A 20,177-nucleotide genomic window follows, 5' to 3' on the forward strand; every position below is an offset into this window, starting at 1 on the left:
GCCAAGAGCGGGTTCGCCCTTGTAGGGTTCTGGCCGTGGCCGACCAGCAGATCAGCTACATCAACACCGAGCCCGACCTGCCGCCCGTCGCGATCCTCGACCAGTCTCCGATCACGCTGCGCCACAAGGTGTTCTTCGGCCTCATCGCCGTCGTCGGCGCCATCGCCTGGACCGTCATCGCGATCGTCCGGGCCGAGCGGGTGAACGCGGTGTGGGTGGTGGTCGCGGCGGTCTGCACCTACCTCATCGCCTACCGGTTCTATGCGCGGTTGATCGAAAGCAAGATCGTCCGTCCCCGCGACGATCACGCCACCCCGGCCGAGGTCTTCGACGACGGCAGCGACTATGTGCCGACCGACCGGCGCGTGGTGTTCGGTCACCACTTCGCGGCGATCGCCGGCGCCGGCCCGCTCGTCGGCCCGGTGCTGGCCGCCCAGATGGGCTATCTGCCCAGCACCATCTGGATCGTCGTCGGTGCGGTGCTGGCCGGGTGCGTCCAGGACTACCTGGTGCTGTGGATCTCCACCCGACGCCGCGGCCGCTCGCTGGGCCAGATGGTCCGCGATGAATTGGGGGCGACCGCAGGTGCCGCCGCGCTGATCGGCATCCCGATCATCATCACGATCCTGATCGCGGTGCTGGCCCTGGTGGTGGTGCGGGCGCTGGCCAAGAGCCCGTGGGGCGTCTTCTCCATCGCCATGACCATCCCCATCGCCCTGTTCATGGGCTGTTACCTGCGCTTCCTGCGGCCCGGGCGGGTCGCGGAGGTATCTGGGGTCGGCGCGGGGCTGCTGCTGTTCGCGGTGGTCTCCGGCAACTGGGTCGCCAACACCGCGTGGGGTGTCAGGTGGTGCACCCTGTCGCCGGTCACGTTGTGCTGGTTGCTCATCGGCTACGGCTTCGCAGCGTCGGTGCTGCCGGTGTGGTTGCTGCTGGCTCCGCGCGACTACTTGTCGACGTTCATGAAGATCGGCACCATCACGCTGCTCGCGGCCGGCATCTGCATCGCCCACCCGACGATCGCGGCACCAGCGGTCTCCCGCTTCGCCACCCAGACCAACGGTCCGGCGTTCGCCGGCTCCCTGTTCCCGTTCCTGTTCGTCACCGTCGCCTGTGGCGCGCTGTCCGGATTCCACGCTCTCATCTCCTCAGGCACCACGCCCAAGATGTTGGAGAAGGAAGGCCAGATGCGGTTGATCGGCTATGGCGGCATGATGACCGAGTCGTTTGTGGCGGTGATGGCGCTGCTCACCGCCGCGATCTTGGACCAGCACCTGTACTTCACCCTCAACGCGCCGTCGGCCCAGACCCATGACACCGCCGCCGGCGCCGCGCACTACGTCAACGGTCTCGGTCTGCCGGGCGGCCCGGCGACCGCCGCCCAGCTCGACCAGGCCGCCCGTAGCGTCGGGGAACAATCCATCGTGTCGCGCACCGGCGGTGCGCCGACACTGGCCTTCGGCATGTCCGAGATGCTGCAGCGGGTCTTCGGCGGCACCGGTCTCAAGGCGTTCTGGTACCACTTCGCGATCATGTTCGAGGCGCTGTTCATCTTGACCACCGTCGATGCCGGCACCCGCGTCGCCCGGTTCATGATCTCCGATGCGCTCGGCAACATCGGTGGCCCACTGCGCGCGCTGCGCAATCCGAGCTGGCGGCCCGGCGGGTGGCTGTGCAGTGCGGTGGTCGTCGCCGCGTGGGGCGGCATCCTGCTGCTCGGCGTGACCGATCCACTCGGCGGGATCAACACCCTTTTCCCACTCTTCGGCATCGCCAACCAGCTGCTCGCAGCGATTGCGCTCACGCTCATCACCGTCATCGTCATCAAGGCGGGCAGAGTCAAGTGGGCGTGGATACCGGGCATACCGTTGCTGTGGGACTTAGCCGTGACCTTGAGCGCGTCATGGCAGAAGATCTTCTCCGGGGACCCCGCCGTCGGGTACTGGACGCAGCACGCCCAGTACACAGCCGCCAAGAAGGCCGGGAAGACCGCGTTCGGGTCGGCGACCGACGTCCATCAACTCGACGCCGTCGTCCGCAACACCTTGATCCAATGCACCCTGTCGGCCATCTTCGCGATGGTCGTCGTGGTGGTATTCGCTGCCGGAATCATCATGGCAGTCAAGGTGATTCGCGGTTCCGGGCGGCCTTCGAGCGAGGACGATCCGGTGTCGTCGAAGCGATTCGCGCCGGCGGGTCTGATTCCCACCGCCGCCGAGCGGGATGTGCAAAGTCAGTGGGATGCCCTGCCCCGCAACGGCTAGGCGTGCCAGCTGGTCAGGTCTCGCATCGGAATTCCGTTACCGACACAGTAATTGGCATAACGCTCGAGGGAAGTCTGGTGGTTTTCCTGCCGGAGGATCTTGTCGCCATCGAGGAAGAGCAGTTCGCCGATCATGTAGAAGAACACCTCGGTGTCCTCGAAGCTTTCGGGCGTGTGCGACGAGCCCGCGACTTCATAGAGGGTGTCACCCGCGCGAGATACCCAGTCGCTTTCCCGATAGCGCCACGCTCCGCTAACGGTGTGCGCTACAACAATTCCGGTGTGGTAGTGGGTTCCCCATTCCACGCCGGGCGGGAACTTCATCGAGACGATGACCTCGGCACGCACCGCGGGCAGTCGGATCCTGCAGTGGCCGCCACTGGGGCTCCATGTCGGCAGAATGTAGCCCTGATGTGTTGCAGGCACATCGCCCCTAGAATCGGGTCTGATGAGAGTCGGTATCGACTTCGGCACCACCCACACCGTCGCTGCGATCGTCGACCGTGGCAATTACCCGGTCGTCGCCTTCGACGGCGTCGATGCATGGCCGTCTCTGATCGCCGCCAACGCGGCCGGGGACCTGCGGTTCGGCCCGGACGCCGCCGCGGTCCGCCACGAACCCGGGTGGCAAAAACTGCGCTCGGTGAAAAGGCTGCTCAACGACGCCGGACCGCGCACCCAGGTCACCTTGGCCGGCCGCAGCTATGCGCTGGCCGATCTGCTCACCGGCTTCCTCGCACAGCTCAGGCACGACCTCTATCACCGGTCCAACGCCGGCTTCGGCCCTGACGACCCCGTCGAGACCGCGATCAGCGTGCCGGCCAACGCCACCAGCGCACAGCGGTTCCTCACCCTGGATGCGTTCGCGGCGGCAGGATTTGACGTCGTCGCGTTGCTGAACGAACCGTCGGCCGCCGGCCTGGAGTACGCCCACCGATACCGCTCGACGATCACGGCCAAGCGTGAGTACGTCCTCATCTACGACCTCGGCGGCGGCACCTTCGACGCGTCGCTGCTGAAGATGGCGGGCCACGTCAACGAGGTCGTAGTCAGCGAAGGCATCCAACGGCTCGGCGGTGACGACTTCGACGAGGCGATCGCGCAACTGGTGTTGGCCGGCTGCGAGCTGCCGCCGCTGGACAGCGCCGGCTATGAGCTGCTGTTGGAGGAATGCGCCGCCCGCAAAGAGGCCGTCGGGCCGCAGACCCGGCGTTTCCTGGCGGATGTGACTTTCGACGGGATCGAGCGAGCCCCGTTCTCCTGCGGTATCGACGACGTCTATGCGGCGTGCGCGCCGCTGGTCGCCGAGACTGCCGGCCTGCTGTCCCGCGTGCTGCGCGACCCGGCCGGCGACGGCCGGGACGTGCCATGGTCGGAAGTGGCCGGCATCTACGTGGTGGGCGGGGCAGGCAGCTTCCCACTCGTCGCGCGCATGCTGCGCAGCAATTTCGGCGACAAGCGCGTCAAACGGTCGCCGCACCCGTTCGCGGCAACCGCCATCGGTCTTGCGGTCTTCCTGGACATCAACTCCGGTTTTGTTCTCTCCGAACGCTTCTCGCGACATTTCGGGGTCTTCCGGGAGGCCAGGGCAGGCGCCGACGTCGTCTTCGATCCGATCGTGCCCAAGGATGTACCGCTGCCCGTCGACGGTCATACACCGCTGGTGGTCAGCCGGACCTACCGTGCGGCCCACAACATCGGACATTTCCGGTTCGTGGAGTGCAGCCGGCTGGTCGACGGCCGGCCCGACGGCGACGTCACACCCTACGACCCGGTGTTCTTCCCGTTCGACCCCGCACTGCACGACCGGGACAATCTCGGTCACCAGCCGATCGACCGGTGGAGCGAGGGACCCGACGTGGAGGAACGCTACGTTGTCGCGCCAGGTGGTGCGGTGGAAGTCACCGTGACGACGCAGCCGGCCGGCTTCCAACGCACCTTCCGGCTCACGCGGGCCGCTGCACGGTTGTGATAGTCGCGATCGCTACCGGGTAATTCGGGATCATGCCCGACATCGATCTGGACGACCTGTCCACTCCCGAGCACGGCTACACCGTCGACGACAGCGATGACGACGACCCGGTGCTGCTCGACCGCGACGGCAACCCGGTCGCCACCTGGCGGGAGCGATACCCCTACGACGAGCGCATGCCCCGCGACGAGTACGACCGGCTCAAGCGGCGATTGCAGATCGAGTTGCTCAAGCTGCAGAACCACAGCCGCCAGACCGGTGCCCGGCATCTGATTTTGTTCGAGGGCCGCGACGCCGCCGGCAAGGGTGGGACCATCCAGCGTTTCACCGAGCATCTCAACCCGCGCACCGCCCGAGTGGTCGCACTGGAGAAGCCGAGCGATCGGGAGAAGACTCAGTGGTATTTCCAGCGCTATGTGTCCCATCTCCCGGCCGCCGGCGACATCGTCTTATTCGACCGCTCCTGGTACAACCGCGCCGGCGTGGAGAAGGTGATGGGTTTTTGCACCGCCGAACAACATGCCCAATTCCTGGAACAGACACCGTCTTTCGAGCGCCTGCTGGTCGACGACGGCATCAACCTGACCAAACTCTGGTTCTCGGTGTCGCCGGCTGAGCAACGCACCCGGTTCGCCATCCGGCTCGTGGACCCGGTCAAGCAGTGGAAGTTCTCCCCGATGGACGTGGAGGCCATTCACCGGTGGGAGGCCTACACCGCGGCCAAGGAGGAGATGTTCGCTGCCACTGACACCGACTTCGCCCCGTGGATCGTGGTCAAGAGCAACGACAAGAAGCGTGCCCGCATCAACGCGATGCGCCATCTGCTCGCCAAGTTCGACTACGCGGACAAAGACCACGAATTGGTCGGCGAGCCCGACCCGCTCATCGTCGGACGCGCGTTGGCGGACTAGCTCACAGAATATAGTTATCCATTTTGGGTAATATGATTCTCATGACGAAGCCAGCGATTGTCGACGTCGATTCCGACCTACCGGGGCATGTGCACGGCGCCGCGGACCCCCGTTTTTCCTGCGCGGTCCGCACCTTCGCCAAGCTGTTCAACGGCGATCCGCGATTCGGCGGCGGTTCCCTGTCGGTCTACGTCCACGGCGAACCGGTCGTCGACATCTGGACAGGCTGGTCAGACCGGGACGGCAAGATCCCGTGGACGGCCGATACCGGCGCCATGGTCTTCTCGGCCAGCAAGGGGGTCGCCGCGACGATCCTGCACCGCCTGGTCGACCGCGGCCAATTGGCCTACGACGAACCGGTCGCGCGGTACTGGCCCGAGTTCGGCGCCAACGGCAAGTCCGCGATCACCGTGCGCGACATGCTCGGGCACAAGACCGGGCTGTCCCACCTCAAGGGCGTGACCAAGGAGCAACTGCTCGACCACCGGTTGATGGAGGAACGACTCGCCGCCGCGCCCGTCGACCGCCACGCCGGCCGGGCGGCCTACCACGCGTTCACCTACGGTTGGCTCACCTCCGGACTGGCCCGCGCCATCACCGGCAAGGGCATGCGCCAGTTGTTCCGCACCGAGGTCGCCCAACCACTCGACACCGATGGCCTGCACTTGGGCCGTCCGCCGGCGGACGCGCCCACCACGGCCGCGCAAATCATGTTCCCGCAGACGACCCGGGCGAACCCGCTGTTCGACCGGCTCGCACCCTGGCTGTCGGAACTCCCGGTCGCCGGCGGTCTGGGCGCGATCTACGTCCCCGGCATCACCTCGTTGATCCAGGGCGACACTCCCCTGCTCGACGGTGAGATCCCGTCCGTCAACGCCGTGGTGACGGCGCGCGGTCTGGCGCGCATGTACGGAGCGCTGGCCAACGACGGCCACACCGGCCAAACACAATTACTGTCAACGGAATTGGCGCGCGATCTGCTCGGCAAAACCAGTCTGCGACCAGACCTCAATCTGGTGGTGCCGATGTCGTTCCACCTCGGCTACCACGGCTCGCCGGTGCCCGGCTTGCTCCGCGGATTCGGGCACGCCGGCCTGGGCGGGACGATCGGCTGGGCCGACCCGGTGACCAAGAGTTCGTTCGCCTTCGTGCACAACCGGCTCATCACGCCGATCATGCTGGACCAGATCCTGTTCGTGCCGCTGATCCTGCCGATCCGACGCGCGGCCGCCGCCGCCCACGCCGACGGCTTCCAGGCGGTGCCGAACTTCGGAGCGTCGTACTCCTGACTCAGACCGCCTTGGTGGACCCGACGTAGGACAACACCACATCAGACTCGTCGGTGATGCGGGTCAGGGTCGAGTACGAGCGGACAAAGGACTGCCCGACGCAGCCGTCGATCTTCATGTGGAACTCGTTGATCATGATCCACGGGTTCGGGCCTTTGAACTCTTTGCGGACCACCGGGACCACCACCACGAATCCGGGTTTGAGCCCGACACTGACCACGCTGTTGTACTGCGCGCCGACGATCGGTAGCAGCTGGAACGGCTCCCCGGGCCCGAACGGCACCACCGCGCCGAGCGAAGGCGAGACACCGGCGCCGTTGGCCATGGTGACGCCGTTGGCCGTGCTCATGTCGATGCCGCAACCGATCTCGTACCCCACTTCGAGCACACCGTGCGGAGGTTCGGGCCCGGTCAGCGAAGCCACGAACACTCCGCTGGACAGGTATTCGCGCGACGAGACCGCAGTCGTCAGCGGCGCCACCGGAACGTGCCGCTCGTCTTTGGCGCCGAGCGCCAGGATCCAGCCGTCGGGCGTCGTGATCCGGACAGGAACGCCCGGGGGTACGGCTCCGCCAGCGACCGCTCCTGCCGGTTCGGCGTCCGGCTGGGCAGCCGCCGAGGGTGTGGTCATGGACGTGACCAGGCACACAGCGACGGCCGCGGCACGACGAACCACGGCGGACATCGGCATCACGCGCTTCACGGTATGCACGGCCTGGTTTGCCAAACGCTTTGCTGGCCGCCGCAATCAGAGTTGTTGTGAGTTTGTGGCCGGTTTGCGACGAAGACTCGGCAGGCTCGGATCGCACATCAGTTCGCGGGTACGCTTGATGCCGGCCCGTGATTCGCGTCACAAGCAGAGAGGGCGACCGATGAGCCTTCCTAAGTTCGCTTCGGCACTTGCCGCCGGTCTGATGACCGTTGCGGCCCTGGTCGGCGGAACCGGCGTAGCCGCAGCGGACCCCGAAGACACATCCCCACCGTTGATCGAGGATTTCCTGACCGTCATTCAACCGGGCATGGCGCAGGATTTCCGCTCGACGGACACGCCCAACAACTTCGGTGTGCCCGGCGCCAAAGACTGGACCGGCAGCGGGATGTTTTGCCAGAATCGGACCGCCAAGTGCCGAAAGATGGGCTTCTAGCATTGGCGTCGGCGAAATCGTCTGCTTGTCAAGATAATTGGTAGTTCCGGTCGGCTCGCTGGCGATCGTGACCGAAAGGAACCACTGGGTTGTCCACCTGGCTCATCACCGGCTGTTCGACCGGCCTCGGCCGCGCCCTGGCCGAGGCTGTCATCGCAGCCGGTCATAACGCAGTCGTCACCGCCCGCGATGTGTCCAGCGTGGAAAAGCTGGCCGAGGCCACGGCCGAACGGGTGCTCGCAGTCGCCCTGGACGTCACCGACCCCGAGCAGATCGCGTCGGCCTTCGAGCAGGCACAGGACCGTTTCGGCGGCGTGGACGTGCTGGTCAACAATGCCGGCTACGGTTACCGCGCGGCGATCGAGGAGGGTGAGGACGCGGACGTGCGCGCGTTGTTCGAGACGCACTTCTTCGGCACCGTCGCCATGATCAAGGCCGTGCTGCCCAGCATGCGGGAGCGCGGCTCAGGCGCCATCGTCAACATCTCCTCGATCGGCGTGCAACTGACCCCGGTCGGCTCCGGCTACTATTCGGCGGCCAAGGCTGCGGTGGAGGCGATGAGCGGGGCATTGCACGGCGAGCTTGCGCCCCTGGGCATTTCGGTCACCGTCGTCGAACCCGGCGCGTTCCGCACCGACTTCGCCGGCCGGTCCCTGAAGCAGACGTCCACCGTCATCGACGACTACGCCGACACCGCCGGTCGGCGCCGCAAAGAGAACGACACCATGCACGGCGCCCAGGTCGGTGACCCCGCGAAAGCCGGTGCGGCGATCATGGCCGCCGTCGAGGCCGACGAACCTCCGGCGTTTCTGCTGCTCGGCCAAGACGCGCTGTTTTCGTACCGCTTCATCGCCGAGCGCCGCGCCAAGGAGATTTCGGCCTGGGAGAAGACCACCACGAGCACCGACCTCGACGCCTGATTATCCTTGCGGGCGTTGAGCTTTCGCAGTTCGAATCGTGTCGACGGCATACCTGCCCGGACCCAGGAACACCAGCAGGAAGAATCCGAAGCAGAACAGTATCGCCGGGGTTCCGCCGTTGCCACCCGGTGCCTCACCGATCGGCCAGAGCGCATTCGGTTGGTGCATCCAGAAGTACGCGACGGCCATCGTGCCAGAAGCCAGGAATGCGGCGGCACGGGTGAACAGCCCCGCCGCGACCAACACCCCTGTCACCAGCTCGATCAGTCCGGCATACCAACCCGGCCAGTCGCCGACCCCGACGTGGTGCCCGGTGGCGACGGGCCAGCCGAACAGAATCATCGAACCGTGACCGGCGAAAAGCAGGCCATAAACCAAGCGGAACAGGCTCAACACTGCCGGCGAATAGCCGACGAGGCGGTGCGTCAGATTCTCGGTCATGCCCCTACGTTACGGAGGTCGGACTTCGTGTAGGTCTGTAGATGTACAGCTGCCCGAGGAGACCAATGCTGGCCTATCTGTTCCTGTTCGTCGCGATCTTCGCCGAGGTCGGAGCGACGAGCCTGCTCAAGAGCACCGACGGGTTCACCCGGTTGTGGCCCACCGCGGTGTGCCTGCTCGGTTATGCCGCGTCGTTTGCGTTGCTGTCGTTGTCGATCGCGCGGGGCATGCAGACCGACGTCGCCTACGCGCTGTGGTCGGCGGTCGGCACCGCCGCGATAGTGCTGATCGCGGTCATGTTTCTCGGTTCTCCGGTGTCGGCAGGCAAGGTGGTCGGCGTCGGCCTGATCATTGCCGGGGTGATCACCTTGAATTTCGCCGGTGCCCATTGACCCGCGCGACCGACGAACTGCGCTCAGAACAGGCCTATGTCGACGGCCTGTACGCACGGCTGGACGATGAACGCGCCCGCGCCCAGGCCAGGTACCGCGCGGCGTTGCGCGCAGAGACTGAAACACCGATGGACCGCGACGTGGAGGTGCGTGCGCTGGCCAAGCGGATCAAGCGCCTCGACGTCGCCGACGACGGCCTGTGCTTCGGCCGGTTGGACAGCGTCGCAGGCCACCTGACCTACATCGGCCGCATCGGGCTGCTCGACGAGTCCGACGAGTACGAGCCGCTGCTGCTCGATTGGCGGGCGCCGGCGGCCAGGGCGTTCTACACAGCCACCGCGGCCCACCCCGAGGGCATGCGTCGGCGCCGCCAGTTTCACACCCGCGGCCGTCGGATCGTCGCCTTCACCGACGAAGTGCTCGGCCGCCCGGACCCGGCCGAATCCGGTGACGGACACCAAAGCTCAAGCGACACCGCGCTGCTGGCGGCGATCAATGCGCCGCGTGGCGACGGAATGCGCGACATCGTGGCGACCATCCAGGCCGAGCAGGACGAGATCATCCGCCTGGACCACGCCGGCGTCCTGGTCGTCGAAGGCGGTCCAGGCACCGGCAAGACGGTGGTCGCGCTGCACCGCGTCGCCTACCTGCTCTACACCCAGCGGGCGCGGATGGAACGCCACGGGGTGCTGGTGATCGGACCCAGCCCGGCCTTCCTCAACCACATCAGCCAGGTGCTGCCGTCGCTGGGCGAGTCGACGGTGGTGTTCATGACCACCGGCGATCTGGTGCCGGGGCTGTCCGTCACCGCTGAGGACGAACCGGAGGCGGCAGCCCTGAAGGGATCGCTGCAGATCCTGGACGTACTCACCGCGGCCATCGCCGACCGCCAACAGCTGCCGCAGGATCCGTTGTTGATCAAGTTGTCCGACGTGACGATGCGCATCGACGCCGAAACCGCGCAGTGGGCGCGAGAGGAGGCGCGCGCCACCAAGCTGCCACACAACGCTGCCCGCGCCGCATTCACCGACATCGTCACCTATGTGCTGACCGAGCGGGCGATCGCCAAGATCGGGCGGGGCTGGCTGACCCGTTCGGACCGGGACGCGTGGGAGAAGCTGCGGGACGAGCTGATCGAGGAGCTCGCCGACAACGAGGCCTTCGCCGCTGCGCTCGACGAGCTCTGGCCGATCCTGACGCCGCAGGCACTGCTGTCCGCGCTCTTGGAGTCCCCCGAGAGACTGCGCGCGGCGGGTGCCGATCCGGCGCTGCTGCGCGCCGTCGGCGACGCGTGGACGGTGTCGGACGTGCCGCTGCTGGACGAACTCGTCGACCTGCTGGGCACCAACAAGGAAGCCGAAGAACTGGCCAGGCAGCAGGCCGAACGCGAGCAACGTGAGGAGGCCGCGTACGCCGCGGGCGTGCTGGATCTGATGGTCAGCCGCGAGGACCTGATGGACGACGAGGATCAGCTGCTGGCCCAGGATCTGCTCTACGGCGAGGACCTGGCCGAGCGGTTCGTCGAAGGCGACGCTCGTGAGCTGGCCGAGCGCGCCGCCGCCGACCGTACCTGGACCTACCGGCATGTGGTGGTCGACGAGGCCCAGGAGCTTTCTGAGATGGACTGGCGGGTGTTGATGCGGCGCTGCTCGGCACGGTCTTTCACCGTGGTCGGTGATCTGGCCCAGCGCCGGTCGGCGGCCGGTGCGAGGTCCTGGGAATCGGTGCTGGCGCCCTACGTTCCCGGCCGGTGGGTTTACCGGTCGCTGTCGGTGAATTACCGGACCCCGGCAGAGATCATGGCGGTGGCCGCCGGGTTGCTGGCCGAGTTCGCGCCCGATACCGCGCCCCCGGAGTCGGTCCGGGCCAGCGGCGTACCGCCCTGGTCCAAGCAGCTCGATGCCCACGAAATACCCGCTGCGATAGCGGAATTCGTTCGTGACGAGGCCGGCCGCGAGGGTACCAGCGTGGTGATCGGGCCCGCCGATGTGCCGGGCACGGTGCCGCCGTCGCAGGCCAAGGGTTTGGAGTTCGACGCGGTCCTGGTCGTGGAGCCGCAACGGATCCTGGCCGAGAATCCCCGCGGGGCGGCCGAACTCTACGTCGCCCTGACCCGGGCGACGCAACGCCTGGGTGTGCTACATCAGGGGCCGTTGCCGCGCGCGCTGCGCAGCCTGGCCGTCGACGGCGCGTCGTAAGGACGTGGCGTGCCGTTCACGTTTTTGACGGCGATCGGGAAGGCAAAAGCATGCCGGGTGTGCGAGCATCGCTGCCAGACCCACTTTCTGCTGCCGCCGGGCAAGTCGGTGCGACTGTCGAAGAATCTCGAGAGAGTAGGACTCACCATGACCGACCTCGACCGCACCACCAACGACGCCGGCGCGCGCTCGGAGCTGAACGAGCACTCGCGCACCGGAATGGGTGCGGCCGCCCTGCAACGGGCGATCACCGACCATCTGCGGTATTCGATCGGACGTCCGGCCGCCGCCCTGCGGCCCGAGCACTATTACCGCGCGCTCGCCCTGGCTGTGCGTGACCGCATGCAGGACCGCCGGGTGGCCTCCACGCAGGTCTCCCTGGATCTCGGTCGCAAGGTGACCTGCTATCTGTCCGCCGAGTTCCTGATGGGCCCGCAACTGGGCAACAATCTGTTGAACCTCGGTCTGGAGCGGGCGGCCAAGACCGCGCTGGCCGCGATGGGCCAGCGCCTCGACGAGGTTCTGGCGTGCGAGGAGGAACCGGGCCTGGGCAACGGCGGCCTGGGCCGGCTCGCCGCGTGCTACCTGGACTCGCTGGCCACCCTGGAACGCCCCGCCATCGGATACGGCATCCGCTACGAGTTCGGCATCTTCGACCAGGAGATCCACGACGGCTGGCAGGTCGAGCAGACCGACAATTGGCTGGACAGCGGAAACCCTTGGGAGATAGCCAAACCCGACGTCAACTATCTGGTCAAGTGGGGCGGTCACGTCGAGCACTACACCGACGACAACGACCGCGACCGCGCCCGGTGGGTGCCGGGCCTGATGCTCAAGGGCACCGCCTACGACACCCCCATCCAGGGCTACGGCGTCAACACCTGCAACGTACTGACCCTGTGGAGCGCGCGTGCGGTCAAGTCCTTTGCGTTGGAAGCGTTCAACACCGGCGACTACTACAAGGCCGTCGAGGACGAGGTCACCTCCGAGACGGTCACCAAGGTGCTCTACCCCAACGACGAGCCGGAGGCCGGCAAGCGGCTGCGCCTGCTGCAACAGCACTTCTTCGTCTCCTGTTCGCTGCAGCACGTGCTGCACATCATGGACGACCTGGCCGATGCGGGAGTCCGGGAGCTCCCCCAGCGGTTTGCCTTACAGCTCAACGACACTCATCCGTCCATCGGTGTCGCCGAATTGATGCGCCTGCTGATCGACGAACGTCAGCTGGACTGGGACGAGGCGTGGGACATCACCGTGGCGACCTTCGCCTACACCAACCACACGCTGCTGCCCGAGGCGCTGGAGACCTGGCCGCTGGAGATGTTCGGCCAATCACTGCCGCGGCACCTCGAGATCATCTACGAGATCAACAGCCGGTTCCTCGACGAGGTGCGTATCAAGTTCCTCGGCGACGCCGAGCGGGTACGGCGGATGTCGCTGATCGGTGAGGATGGCGCCAAGTTCGTCCGGATGGCGCATCTGGCCACCGTCGGCAGCCACGCCATCAACGGTGTCGCCGCGCTGCACTCGGAACTGCTAAAAGACAGTGTGCTCAAAGACTTCTACGAAATGTGGCCGGAAAGGTTCAGCAACAAGACCAACGGGGTGACGCCCCGACGCTTCCTGGCGCTGGCCAACCCCGGGTTGCGGGAGCTGTTGGACCGCACCATCGGCGAGGGCTGGCTCAAGGATCTCGACCAGCTGCGCGGGTTGGAGGAGTTCGTCGACAAGAGCGCGTTCCGCGAGCAGTGGCGGGACATCAAGCGCACCAACAAAGCTCGCTTGGCCTCGTTCATCCGCTCGGCGACCGGTGTCGAACTGAACCCGGAATGGATATTCGACATTCAGGTCAAGCGCATCCATGAATACAAGCGCCAGCATCTCAACGTCCTGCACATCATCGCGCTGTACTACCGGCTCAAGCAGAACCCCGGTCTCTCGATTCCGCCGCGGGCCTTCATCTTCGGCGGCAAGGCGGCACCCGGTTATTTCATCGCCAAGCGGATCATCAAGTTGATCAACGCAGTGGCCGAGACCATCAACGCCGACCCGGAAGTCAACAAGTTCCTGAAGGTGGCGTTCATCCCGAACTTCAACGTGCAGAACGCGCACCTGATCTACCCGGCGGCCAATGTGTCCGAACAGATCTCGACTGCGGGCAAGGAGGCATCGGGCACCGGAAACATGAAGTTCATGATCAACGGCGCCCTGACCGTCGGCACCCTCGACGGCGCCAACGTCGAGATCCGCGAGGAGGCGGGCGCGGAGAACTTCTTCCTGTTCGGGATGACCGTGCAGGAGGTCGAGGCCCTCCAGGCCGCCGGGTATCGGCCGGCGGACTACATCGACAGCAACGAGGAGCTCGCGGCGGTCCTGAATTTGATTGACAGCGGGCTGTTTTCACACGGCGACCCGGAGGTGTTCCGGCCGTTGGTGGACAATCTGCGCTACCACGACCCGTTTCTGGTGTGTGCGGACTTCGCGTCCTATGTGGAATGCCAGCAACGGGTCAGCGAAGCGTGGGTGGACCGGGACGCGTGGACCAAGATGTCGATCCTGAACACCGCACGCAGCGGCAAGTTTTCGTCAGATCGCGCGATCGCCGAATACTGCGATGACATCTGGAAGGTCTGGCCGCTGACGGTGAAGATCTGACACCGGCCCGCAATTCGGGTGTCGGCTAACCGATCTCGCGTGTGACGAAGACGGACACATAACCGATCGGGATACCGGTCCGGCTCGCGATGCAGCGGCGGGCCGCCAATTCCACCGCCGCCCGATCCGCGGCACGGGCGACCCCGTCTACCTCGGGTATCCGGATCGACCAACCGTCCGCATCGCGGGCGATATCGATGTCGAAGCACTGGCCAACGGTTACGCATTTCACGCGAGGACTACGAACCCTGCGCACCGAATGTGCGCGCCGCAGAGTGGGCTGAAGAGGCATGGTGTGTTCCTGGGACGACGATGGGCCGCGCGCAAGAATAATGCCGATTGGCGGCAATACCTAATTGAACCGCATCGAGCCGGCCTATCGGGTCTGCGACTGCAGTTCGGCGATGCGGTCGGCCAGCGCCAGGATCCGCTCGGCGTTCCGCACGTGCAGGCTTTCGATCATGCGGCCGTCGACGGTGATGACGCTCTCGCCGGCGGCCTGCGCCTGTTCGTAGGCCTGCACGATCTTCGTGGCGTCGGCGAGCTCGTCCTGCGACGGTCCGAATACGGCGTTGGCCGGATCCACCTGCGAGGGATGGATCAGGGTCTTGCCGTCGAATCCCATCTCGCGGCCCTGGCGCGCTTCGGCGCGGAATCCGGCATCGTCCTTGATGGCGTTGAACACTCCGTCCAGCACGACCTTGCCGGCGGCGCGTGCCCCGAGCACGGCCAGCGCCAACGCGGGCACGACGGGGGCGCGTCCGGGCACGTGCAGTCCGTGCAGCTCGTTCACCAGGTCGTTGGTGCCGACCACCAGCGCGGCCAGCCGGTCGCTGGCCGAGGCGACCTCGTCCATCCGCAGGAACGCCCGCGGCGTCTCGACCATCACCCACAACTGCAGCGACTCCGCGGCACCCAGCTCCTCCAACCGCGCCGTCAGCGCTTGAACCTGTTGGCCTGTCTCGACTTTCGGCACCAGCACGCCGTCGGCGGCCGAACCGGCCACGGCGGCCAGATCGTCGTCGTGCCAGTCGGTATCCAGGCCGTTGATACGCACCACGATCTCGCGGGGCGCATACTCCCCGCTTGCGACAGCTGCACACACCCTGCTGCGTGAGTCGGCCTTCGCATCGGGACCGACCGCGTCCTCGAGGTCGAAGATCAACACATCAGCCGCGAGCGATTTGCCCTTCTCCAGGGCACGGGCGTTGTTGCCCGGGAGGTAGAGGGCCGATCGGCGGGGGCGCAGCGTGGGCGCCATGAGTGTGTTCGCTTTCTGTCCGACAACAGTTCCGGGGGCACCAGTAGCCTAAAGCAGGCTGTCAGAGCAGATCCCGCGCACACGAGGAGCAGAGCATGCCGGTCGTCTTGGTCCATGGCAATCCGGAGACAACGGCGATCTGGGGGCCGCTGGTCGACGTCCTCGGGCGCAACGATGTGGTGTTGCTGTCCCCGCCAGGATTCGGTGCACCGCTGCCCGGCGATTTCCCGGCGACGTACCTGGCTTACCGCGACTGGCTGGCGGGTGAGCTGGAGAACATCGACGGGCCGATCGATCTGGTCGGTCACGACTGGGGTGGCGGCCACGTCGTGAACCTGGTGATGCACCGACCCGAGCTGGTACGCAGCTGGGCCAGCGACATCCTCGGCGTGTTCGACGCCGACTACGTCTGGCACGACATGGCCCAGGTGTGGCAGACACCCGGGCAGGGCGAGGAACTGGTCGACACCATGATGAGCGGAACCGTCGAGGAACGTGCCGCCCTGCTGGCCGGTCTCGGCATCACCCCTGACATCGCGACCGCGCTGGCCCAGGCGCAGGGGCCGGAGATGGGTCGGGCCATCCTGTTGCTCTACCGTTCGGCGGCGCAGCCGGCGACGGCCGAGGCGGGGCGGGCGCTGGAGCACGCGGCGGCGCGCCCGGGACTGTCGATACTGGCGACCGAAGACACCTACGTCGGCTCCCCCGACATCCGCCGGCGTGCCGCCGACCGGGCCGGTGCCCGCACGGAAGTTCTTGACGGCCTTGGTCATTGGTGGATGCTGCAGGATCCGGCGCGCGGGGCCGCCGTCCTCGAGAAGTTCTGGGACTCGCTGCAGTGAGCGGTGCGGCGCCGCAGTCACGCCGTGCCGGGCGACACCGCCCGCGCTGAGGCGACACCACCGGCGCGCGCCATCACGCCGTATTGCGGTAGCGGTCCGTCGGGCGCCCCGCCGTCGTCCATCGACGTGCCCCGGGTGCGGCCGAGGACTCGCCAGGTGCCGTCGTCGGCACGGCGGGCGACCTGGTATTCCACGTCGGCCGCGCTGTCCGCGGGCACCCACGAAACCCGCACGCTGCCGTCAGCGCCACGCTGTGCGTGTACCTGCCGCGGTGCGGGCAACGGGCCTGCCGTAGGCATCGGCGGCGGGACGGGCGAACGCGGCGGCACCAGGGAACGTCCAGTCCGGTCCCGACCGGCGGGCGGCGGATTGGTTCCGGCATCGGAGCGGACCGCCGCCGAGGCCCGCCCGGTGTGCAGCGCGACGACGGCGTAGACCGGGGTCCCCGGCCCCGCGGGAGCCCCGCCGTCGGTTATCGAGACGGCGCCCGTCCGGCCCACCGTGCGCCACGCGCCGTCGGGATCGAGCCGGGTGACTTTGTAGGTGACACCGGCATCGGGCGACCGGTCCCAGCTGATCGTCACGTCGCCGCCGGCCGCCCGGGTCGCCGCGACCCGGGCCGGTCCGGCCAACGGCAACGCGGCCAGGGCCGCTAACGCGCGCGGGTGCCCGGGACAGGCATCAAGCGCAGCCATCAACTGCGCCGCGCGGGAGGTCTGCGGGCCGGCGGCTGCGGCCTGGACGATCCGGTCCGCTTCGGCGACCGCGGCGCGTGCGGCGGCTAACGCCGGCTGGGCGTCGACCGCGCCGTTCGGGTCGGCCAGGTCGGCGGCGACGCGGGTCAGGTGCTCCAACTGGTCGGCCGCGTCGGCGTACCTGCGCGCCTGCAGCGCCGCCGAGGCCGCCCGCCAACGCTGCCGCGCATCGGCGAGCACCGATTCGATCTCGTCGGCCACCGCGGCGATCGACGGTTGTCGTTCCGGCAGCGCGTGCCGGCGGGCATCCTCGGCGAGCCGCTGCGCCGCCACCGGCCGGCCTTCCCGAAGCGCCTTGCGCGCCGCCCGCAACGGTGCCGACCAGTCCGGCTTGGCGGGCGGCGGCGGTACCGGCTCGTGGCGTGGGGGCGGCTGCGACGCAGGTACCGCGGTGTCGACGGGCGCACCGAATTCAGCTGCGAGAGCGACCAATACGCGTGACGCCCGGGCGGCATCCAGCCCCAGATCGACGGCTTCGGCCACCAGATGGGCGTGGTCGTCGACGGTCAGCCGATCCTCCACCAGCACGGCCGCCCGGACCCGGGGCCGCAGCTTGTCCGTCAAGTCGGTCGCCAGGCCGTCCAGGTATGCCTCGCGTAGCGCGGGGCCGGCCTCCAGCAGGTCGCCGACGTGTACGAGCAGCTCGTCGATGACGGTGCGCAGCCGGTCGGACGGCAGCTCACGGGCCCGGGCACGCCACGCAGCGGCCCGCGCCGCGACCTCGGCCTCGTCCGCGTCCGGATCGCAGCCCAGCAACGAAAACAGCGTCGCCGGCGGCGGGGACTCCCAGATCCGGCCGAGTTCTTCTAACAGTGCGCGGATCTGGCGACGGCGATGCTCCGGCACGAGCTCGCCGGCCGGCATCGCGGGCGCGCCGATCACCCGGTGCATCTGCAACCGGGCCGCGACCTCCGCCTCGGTCAGGCCGGAGTCGCGACCGACCTGCTCGAGCTGGGCCAGCTTCTCGTGCGGTATGCCACCGTGTCTGGCCGCGAGCGCGGCCAGCGCAGCGTCGAACAGTTCGTAGCGGGCGGCGTCATGTCCGGCACGTTGCCGGTGGGCCCGTGCGACCAGTTCGGCGCGGGCGCGCGAATCGAGCAGCGCGGCGCTGTTGGCGTCGTGCGCGGCCAGCAGGGCGGCAACCAGCACCCGGTACTTGGGGTGGTCCCGCTGCCGCTGCCAGAACGCCCAGACTTCTGCGATGCGTTCGGAAACTACTTTGTCACTGAGGCTTTCGATGTCCTCGAGCGGAATGTCGTACAACTCGAAGGGATCGGATGTCTGCGGGCCACCCCGGGCCTCGACTGCGGCGAGTACCCGCTTGCGGTACGCGTTCGGTTCGAACGGGTGCAGCCCGGCCGACATTCAGGACCCCGCCGTCATAGCGATCACCGGCCGGCGTCGCGCCGTCGGGAACGCTGGACCTGTTGCCGTTCGCGCTCCACCTCCGCGGCCGACATGGTCGCCCCGGTTTCTGCGGTCAGCACCAGCGGCATGTTGGCCTCGACGTGCCGGGCCGTCACCTGCAGAACTCCGTCGAAGCCCATCGCAAAGGTGATGCGGACCTCGCTGCCTTCGCCGAATCCCGGTGGGATGCCCTCGATCATGCCTGCGATCAACACTTTCGCGTCCTCCGGTCGGGACGACGCCACCTGGCCCTGCTGCTCGACGACGACGAGCCTGATGGCGTCCTGATCGTCGCGGACCGTGCCGAAGCTGCGGTGCACGCAGATGGGCAGTGGGTCGTTGCGGCGTACCAGCCAGGTCGCCTGCAACGACAGCGTGTGCTCCCCGAGCGAGAGGATGCCGAATCCGCGGGAGACCACGGTGTCGACCCGGATCAGCACCGCGCGGCGCACCTGGGCCAGCGGCAGGTCATACGCGTCGGCGACCCTGCTGCAGGCGTCGTTGAGATCGCTGGGGCGTGCGTCCTCCGGTAGTGCGCCCGGCGCCAGCCGGCCACGGGTGATCAGATCGTTGGCGACCATGCGTTCCATTTCGAGCTTCTCGCCGTAGAGCGAGGCTCCGCGGACGACGGAGAGTTCCGGATCGTTGAGCTCGGGGCGCATCCCGAAGTCGGTGTGCAGTGCGGTCGCGACGGCAGGCATGCGCGAGGAACCACCGACCAACAGGATGCGGTCAACGCTGTCTGCGCCGCGGCGACGGGCGGCGGCCAGACAGTCGCGGGTCAGGTCTAAGGTCCGGCGCAGCAGCGTCGAGGTCATCTCCTCCAGCTCGGTGCGGGTGATGTCGATGACCGCGCGGGCACCGTCGTGGGTGACGATCACCTGGGCGACGTCACGGTCGGAGAGTTCATGCTTGGCCCGCTCGGCCGCGATCACCAATTCCTGGGCGCCGGCGGAGTCGTCCAGCGGATCTTCGGCCTGCGGGTTGGCCGCGCAGAACCGCCGGGACAGATGGAGGGCCAGCCGCTCGTCCCAGTCGGCGCCGCCGAGCTGGTGATCGCCCTCCACCGCCAGGACGGTGATCCGGCGGTCGGCGAGCTCAATGACCGTCGCGTCGAAGGTGCCCCCGCCCAGGTCGTACACCAGGACCGTTTCCCGGTGACCCTCCTTGGCCATGCTGTGCTGGCCGTCCAAGCGCCCGAAGCCGTAGGACAGCGCCGCGGCAATGGGCTCGGAGAGCACGCCGGCCACGTCGAGTCCGGCGTGGGTGCCGGCGAGCACGGTCGCGCGGCGTTCCTCGTCGCCGAAGTAGGCGGGCACGGTGATGACAGCCTTACGCACGGGCTCGCCGGTGGCGTATTCGGCGTCGGCGGTGAGGCTGCGCAGGATCAAGGCCGACACGGCCGGGGCCGACCACGCGTTGCCGTTCGCGACGAACCGCCACTCGGCATCGCCCATGCGGCGCTTGACCAGCGTGCACACCCGTTCCGGGTCGAGCCGCGCCTGCCGTCGCGCACCCTCGCCGACCAGGTATTCGTCGCGATTGGTGAACAGGACCACGGAGGGTGTCGTCAGATCGCCGGTGAAACCGCTGAGGACTTCCGGGGATCCGTCGCGACCCGTCCTGGCGATCGCCGAGTTCGTTGTCCCGAGGTCAATCCCATGGATGGTCACTCTGGTGAGCGTAGCGACGACCGTCGGGCGACTGAACGCCTTCCGTACTATCG

The 20,177-nt window shown here is 67.4% G+C and carries 16 protein-coding genes and 1 pseudogene; 10 read left to right on the plus strand and 7 right to left on the minus strand.

The genetic code is table 11. The features are described 5' to 3' along the window. Nucleotides 1-71: 71 nt before the first annotated feature. Nucleotides 72-2,275 (plus strand): annotated as a pseudogene (locus AC5Y6Y_RS07570) (carbon starvation CstA family protein); the annotation flags it as partial. On the opposite strand, the gene AC5Y6Y_RS07575 reads toward AC5Y6Y_RS07570, so the two are convergent. Then, nucleotides 2,261-2,746, minus strand: coding sequence for a 2,4'-dihydroxyacetophenone dioxygenase family protein (locus AC5Y6Y_RS07575; RefSeq protein ID WP_473139260.1), 486 nt, complete (start codon nucleotides 2,744-2,746; stop codon nucleotides 2,261-2,263). The pseudogene AC5Y6Y_RS07570 and the gene AC5Y6Y_RS07575 sit on opposite strands and share 15 nt — an antisense overlap. Here AC5Y6Y_RS07575 and AC5Y6Y_RS07580 point away from each other — a divergent pair. Genes AC5Y6Y_RS07580 through lipL form a run of 3 tightly spaced genes read left to right on the plus strand, consistent with a single transcriptional unit; the run spans nucleotide 2,712 to nucleotide 6,435 of the window. Continuing rightward, nucleotides 2,712-4,235, plus strand: a complete 1,524-nt coding sequence (locus AC5Y6Y_RS07580; protein WP_473139008.1) for an Hsp70 family protein — start codon at nucleotides 2,712-2,714, stop codon at nucleotides 4,233-4,235. The two genes, AC5Y6Y_RS07575 and AC5Y6Y_RS07580, sit on opposite strands and share 35 nt — an antisense overlap. Nucleotides 4,236-4,267: 32 nt before the next feature. Next, a complete protein-coding gene (gene ppk2 / locus AC5Y6Y_RS07585) occupies nucleotides 4,268-5,146 on the plus strand; it encodes a polyphosphate kinase 2 (RefSeq protein WP_463827751.1) in 879 nt (292 codons plus the stop codon). Nucleotides 5,147-5,187: 41 nt separating this feature from the next. Next, nucleotides 5,188-6,435 carry an esterase/beta-lactamase LipL gene (lipL, locus tag AC5Y6Y_RS07590; RefSeq protein ID WP_473139009.1) on the plus strand — a complete coding sequence of 416 codons (1,248 nt, stop codon included), beginning with the start codon at nucleotides 5,188-5,190 and terminating at the stop codon, nucleotides 6,433-6,435. Nucleotide 6,436: 1 nt separating this feature from the next. Here lipL and AC5Y6Y_RS07595 read toward each other — a convergent pair whose 3' ends face one another. After that, a complete protein-coding gene (locus AC5Y6Y_RS07595; RefSeq protein WP_473139261.1) occupies nucleotides 6,437-7,126 on the minus strand; it encodes an MspA family porin in 690 nt (229 codons plus the stop codon). A gap of 181 nt (nucleotides 7,127-7,307) precedes the next feature. Between AC5Y6Y_RS07595 and AC5Y6Y_RS07600 the strand changes: the two genes are divergently transcribed. Together AC5Y6Y_RS07600 and AC5Y6Y_RS07605 are read left to right on the plus strand one after the other, a co-directional pair. Next, the gene (locus AC5Y6Y_RS07600) at nucleotides 7,308-7,580 is read left to right on the plus strand and encodes a hypothetical protein (RefSeq protein WP_473139010.1); all 273 of its coding nucleotides are present in this window, start codon (nucleotides 7,308-7,310) and stop codon (nucleotides 7,578-7,580) included. 89 nt (nucleotides 7,581-7,669) lie between these two features. Next, entirely contained in the window at nucleotides 7,670-8,500 is an 831-nt protein-coding gene (locus tag AC5Y6Y_RS07605) for an oxidoreductase (protein ID WP_463827749.1), read from the plus strand. On the opposite strand, the gene AC5Y6Y_RS07610 is transcribed toward AC5Y6Y_RS07605, so the two are convergent. Next, entirely contained in the window at nucleotides 8,501-8,941 is a 441-nt protein-coding gene (locus AC5Y6Y_RS07610) for a DoxX family protein (RefSeq protein ID WP_499918008.1), read from the minus strand. It abuts the gene before it with no gap. Nucleotides 8,942-9,009: 68 nt separating this feature from the next. Here AC5Y6Y_RS07610 and AC5Y6Y_RS07615 point away from each other — a divergent pair, with 68 nt between their 5' ends. The 3 genes from AC5Y6Y_RS07615 to AC5Y6Y_RS07625 all read left to right on the plus strand — a co-directional run bounded on the left by AC5Y6Y_RS07615 (nucleotide 9,010) and on the right by AC5Y6Y_RS07625 (nucleotide 14,186). Next, nucleotides 9,010-9,333 (plus strand): DMT family transporter, encoded by a 324-nt coding sequence (locus tag AC5Y6Y_RS07615; RefSeq protein WP_463827803.1) that lies wholly within the window; start codon nucleotides 9,010-9,012, stop codon nucleotides 9,331-9,333. Next, nucleotides 9,330-11,531 carry an RNA polymerase recycling motor ATPase HelR gene (helR, locus tag AC5Y6Y_RS07620; RefSeq protein WP_473139012.1) on the plus strand — a complete coding sequence of 734 codons (2,202 nt, stop codon included), beginning with the start codon at nucleotides 9,330-9,332 and terminating at the stop codon, nucleotides 11,529-11,531. Before AC5Y6Y_RS07615 ends, helR begins: the two co-directional genes overlap by 4 nt. A 147-nt stretch (nucleotides 11,532-11,678) precedes the next feature. Beyond that, nucleotides 11,679-14,186 carry a glycogen/starch/alpha-glucan phosphorylase gene (locus AC5Y6Y_RS07625; RefSeq protein WP_463827802.1) on the plus strand — a complete coding sequence of 836 codons (2,508 nt, stop codon included), beginning with the start codon at nucleotides 11,679-11,681 and terminating at the stop codon, nucleotides 14,184-14,186. A 25-nt stretch (nucleotides 14,187-14,211) separates the two neighbouring features. Here AC5Y6Y_RS07625 and AC5Y6Y_RS07630 read toward each other — a convergent pair whose 3' ends face one another. Together AC5Y6Y_RS07630 and AC5Y6Y_RS07635 are read right to left on the minus strand one after the other, a co-directional pair. Next, nucleotides 14,212-14,418 (minus strand): long chain fatty acid-CoA synthetase Faa4p, encoded by a 207-nt coding sequence (locus AC5Y6Y_RS07630; protein ID WP_463827746.1) that lies wholly within the window; start codon nucleotides 14,416-14,418, stop codon nucleotides 14,212-14,214. Between the two features lie 144 nt (nucleotides 14,419-14,562). Next, nucleotides 14,563-15,447 (minus strand): HpcH/HpaI aldolase/citrate lyase family protein, encoded by an 885-nt coding sequence (locus AC5Y6Y_RS07635; RefSeq protein WP_473139013.1) that lies wholly within the window; start codon nucleotides 15,445-15,447, stop codon nucleotides 14,563-14,565. A gap of 95 nt (nucleotides 15,448-15,542) precedes the next feature. On the opposite strand from AC5Y6Y_RS07635, the gene AC5Y6Y_RS07640 reads away from it, so the two are divergent. Next, nucleotides 15,543-16,289, plus strand: coding sequence for an alpha/beta fold hydrolase (locus AC5Y6Y_RS07640; protein WP_473139014.1), 747 nt, complete (start codon nucleotides 15,543-15,545; stop codon nucleotides 16,287-16,289). Between the two features lie 17 nt (nucleotides 16,290-16,306). Here the strand turns inward: AC5Y6Y_RS07640 and AC5Y6Y_RS07645 are convergent, their stop codons facing one another. Both AC5Y6Y_RS07645 and AC5Y6Y_RS07650 read right to left on the minus strand, forming a co-directional pair. Continuing rightward, nucleotides 16,307-18,409, minus strand: coding sequence for an Ig-like domain repeat protein (locus AC5Y6Y_RS07645; protein ID WP_473139015.1), 2,103 nt, complete (start codon nucleotides 18,407-18,409; stop codon nucleotides 16,307-16,309). Nucleotides 18,410-18,432: 23 nt separating this feature from the next. Then, nucleotides 18,433-20,124 (minus strand): Hsp70 family protein, encoded by a 1,692-nt coding sequence (locus tag AC5Y6Y_RS07650; RefSeq protein WP_473139016.1) that lies wholly within the window; start codon nucleotides 20,122-20,124, stop codon nucleotides 18,433-18,435. Nucleotides 20,125-20,177: the final 53 nt, after the last annotated feature.

It is taken from the genome of Mycobacterium sp. NGS24, assembly GCF_059813065.1.

Coding starts and splice junctions, on each gene's coding strand:
- AC5Y6Y_RS07580 (WP_473139008.1), top strand. CDS start 2,712: ATGAGAGTCGGTATCGACTTCGGCACCACCCACACCGTCGCTGCGATC.
- ppk2 (WP_463827751.1), top strand. CDS start 4,268: ATGCCCGACATCGATCTGGACGACCTGTCCACTCCCGAGCACGGCTAC.
- lipL (WP_473139009.1), top strand. CDS start 5,188: ATGACGAAGCCAGCGATTGTCGACGTCGATTCCGACCTACCGGGGCAT.
- AC5Y6Y_RS07595 (WP_473139261.1), bottom strand. CDS start 7,126: ATGCCGATGTCCGCCGTGGTTCGTCGTGCCGCGGCCGTCGCTGTGTGC.
- AC5Y6Y_RS07600 (WP_473139010.1), top strand. CDS start 7,308: ATGAGCCTTCCTAAGTTCGCTTCGGCACTTGCCGCCGGTCTGATGACC.
- AC5Y6Y_RS07610 (WP_499918008.1), bottom strand. CDS start 8,941: ATGACCGAGAATCTGACGCACCGCCTCGTCGGCTATTCGCCGGCAGTG.
- AC5Y6Y_RS07625 (WP_463827802.1), top strand. CDS start 11,679: ATGACCGACCTCGACCGCACCACCAACGACGCCGGCGCGCGCTCGGAG.
- AC5Y6Y_RS07635 (WP_473139013.1), bottom strand. CDS start 15,447: ATGGCGCCCACGCTGCGCCCCCGCCGATCGGCCCTCTACCTCCCGGGC.
- AC5Y6Y_RS07640 (WP_473139014.1), top strand. CDS start 15,543: ATGCCGGTCGTCTTGGTCCATGGCAATCCGGAGACAACGGCGATCTGG.
- AC5Y6Y_RS07645 (WP_473139015.1), bottom strand. CDS start 18,409: ATGTCGGCCGGGCTGCACCCGTTCGAACCGAACGCGTACCGCAAGCGG.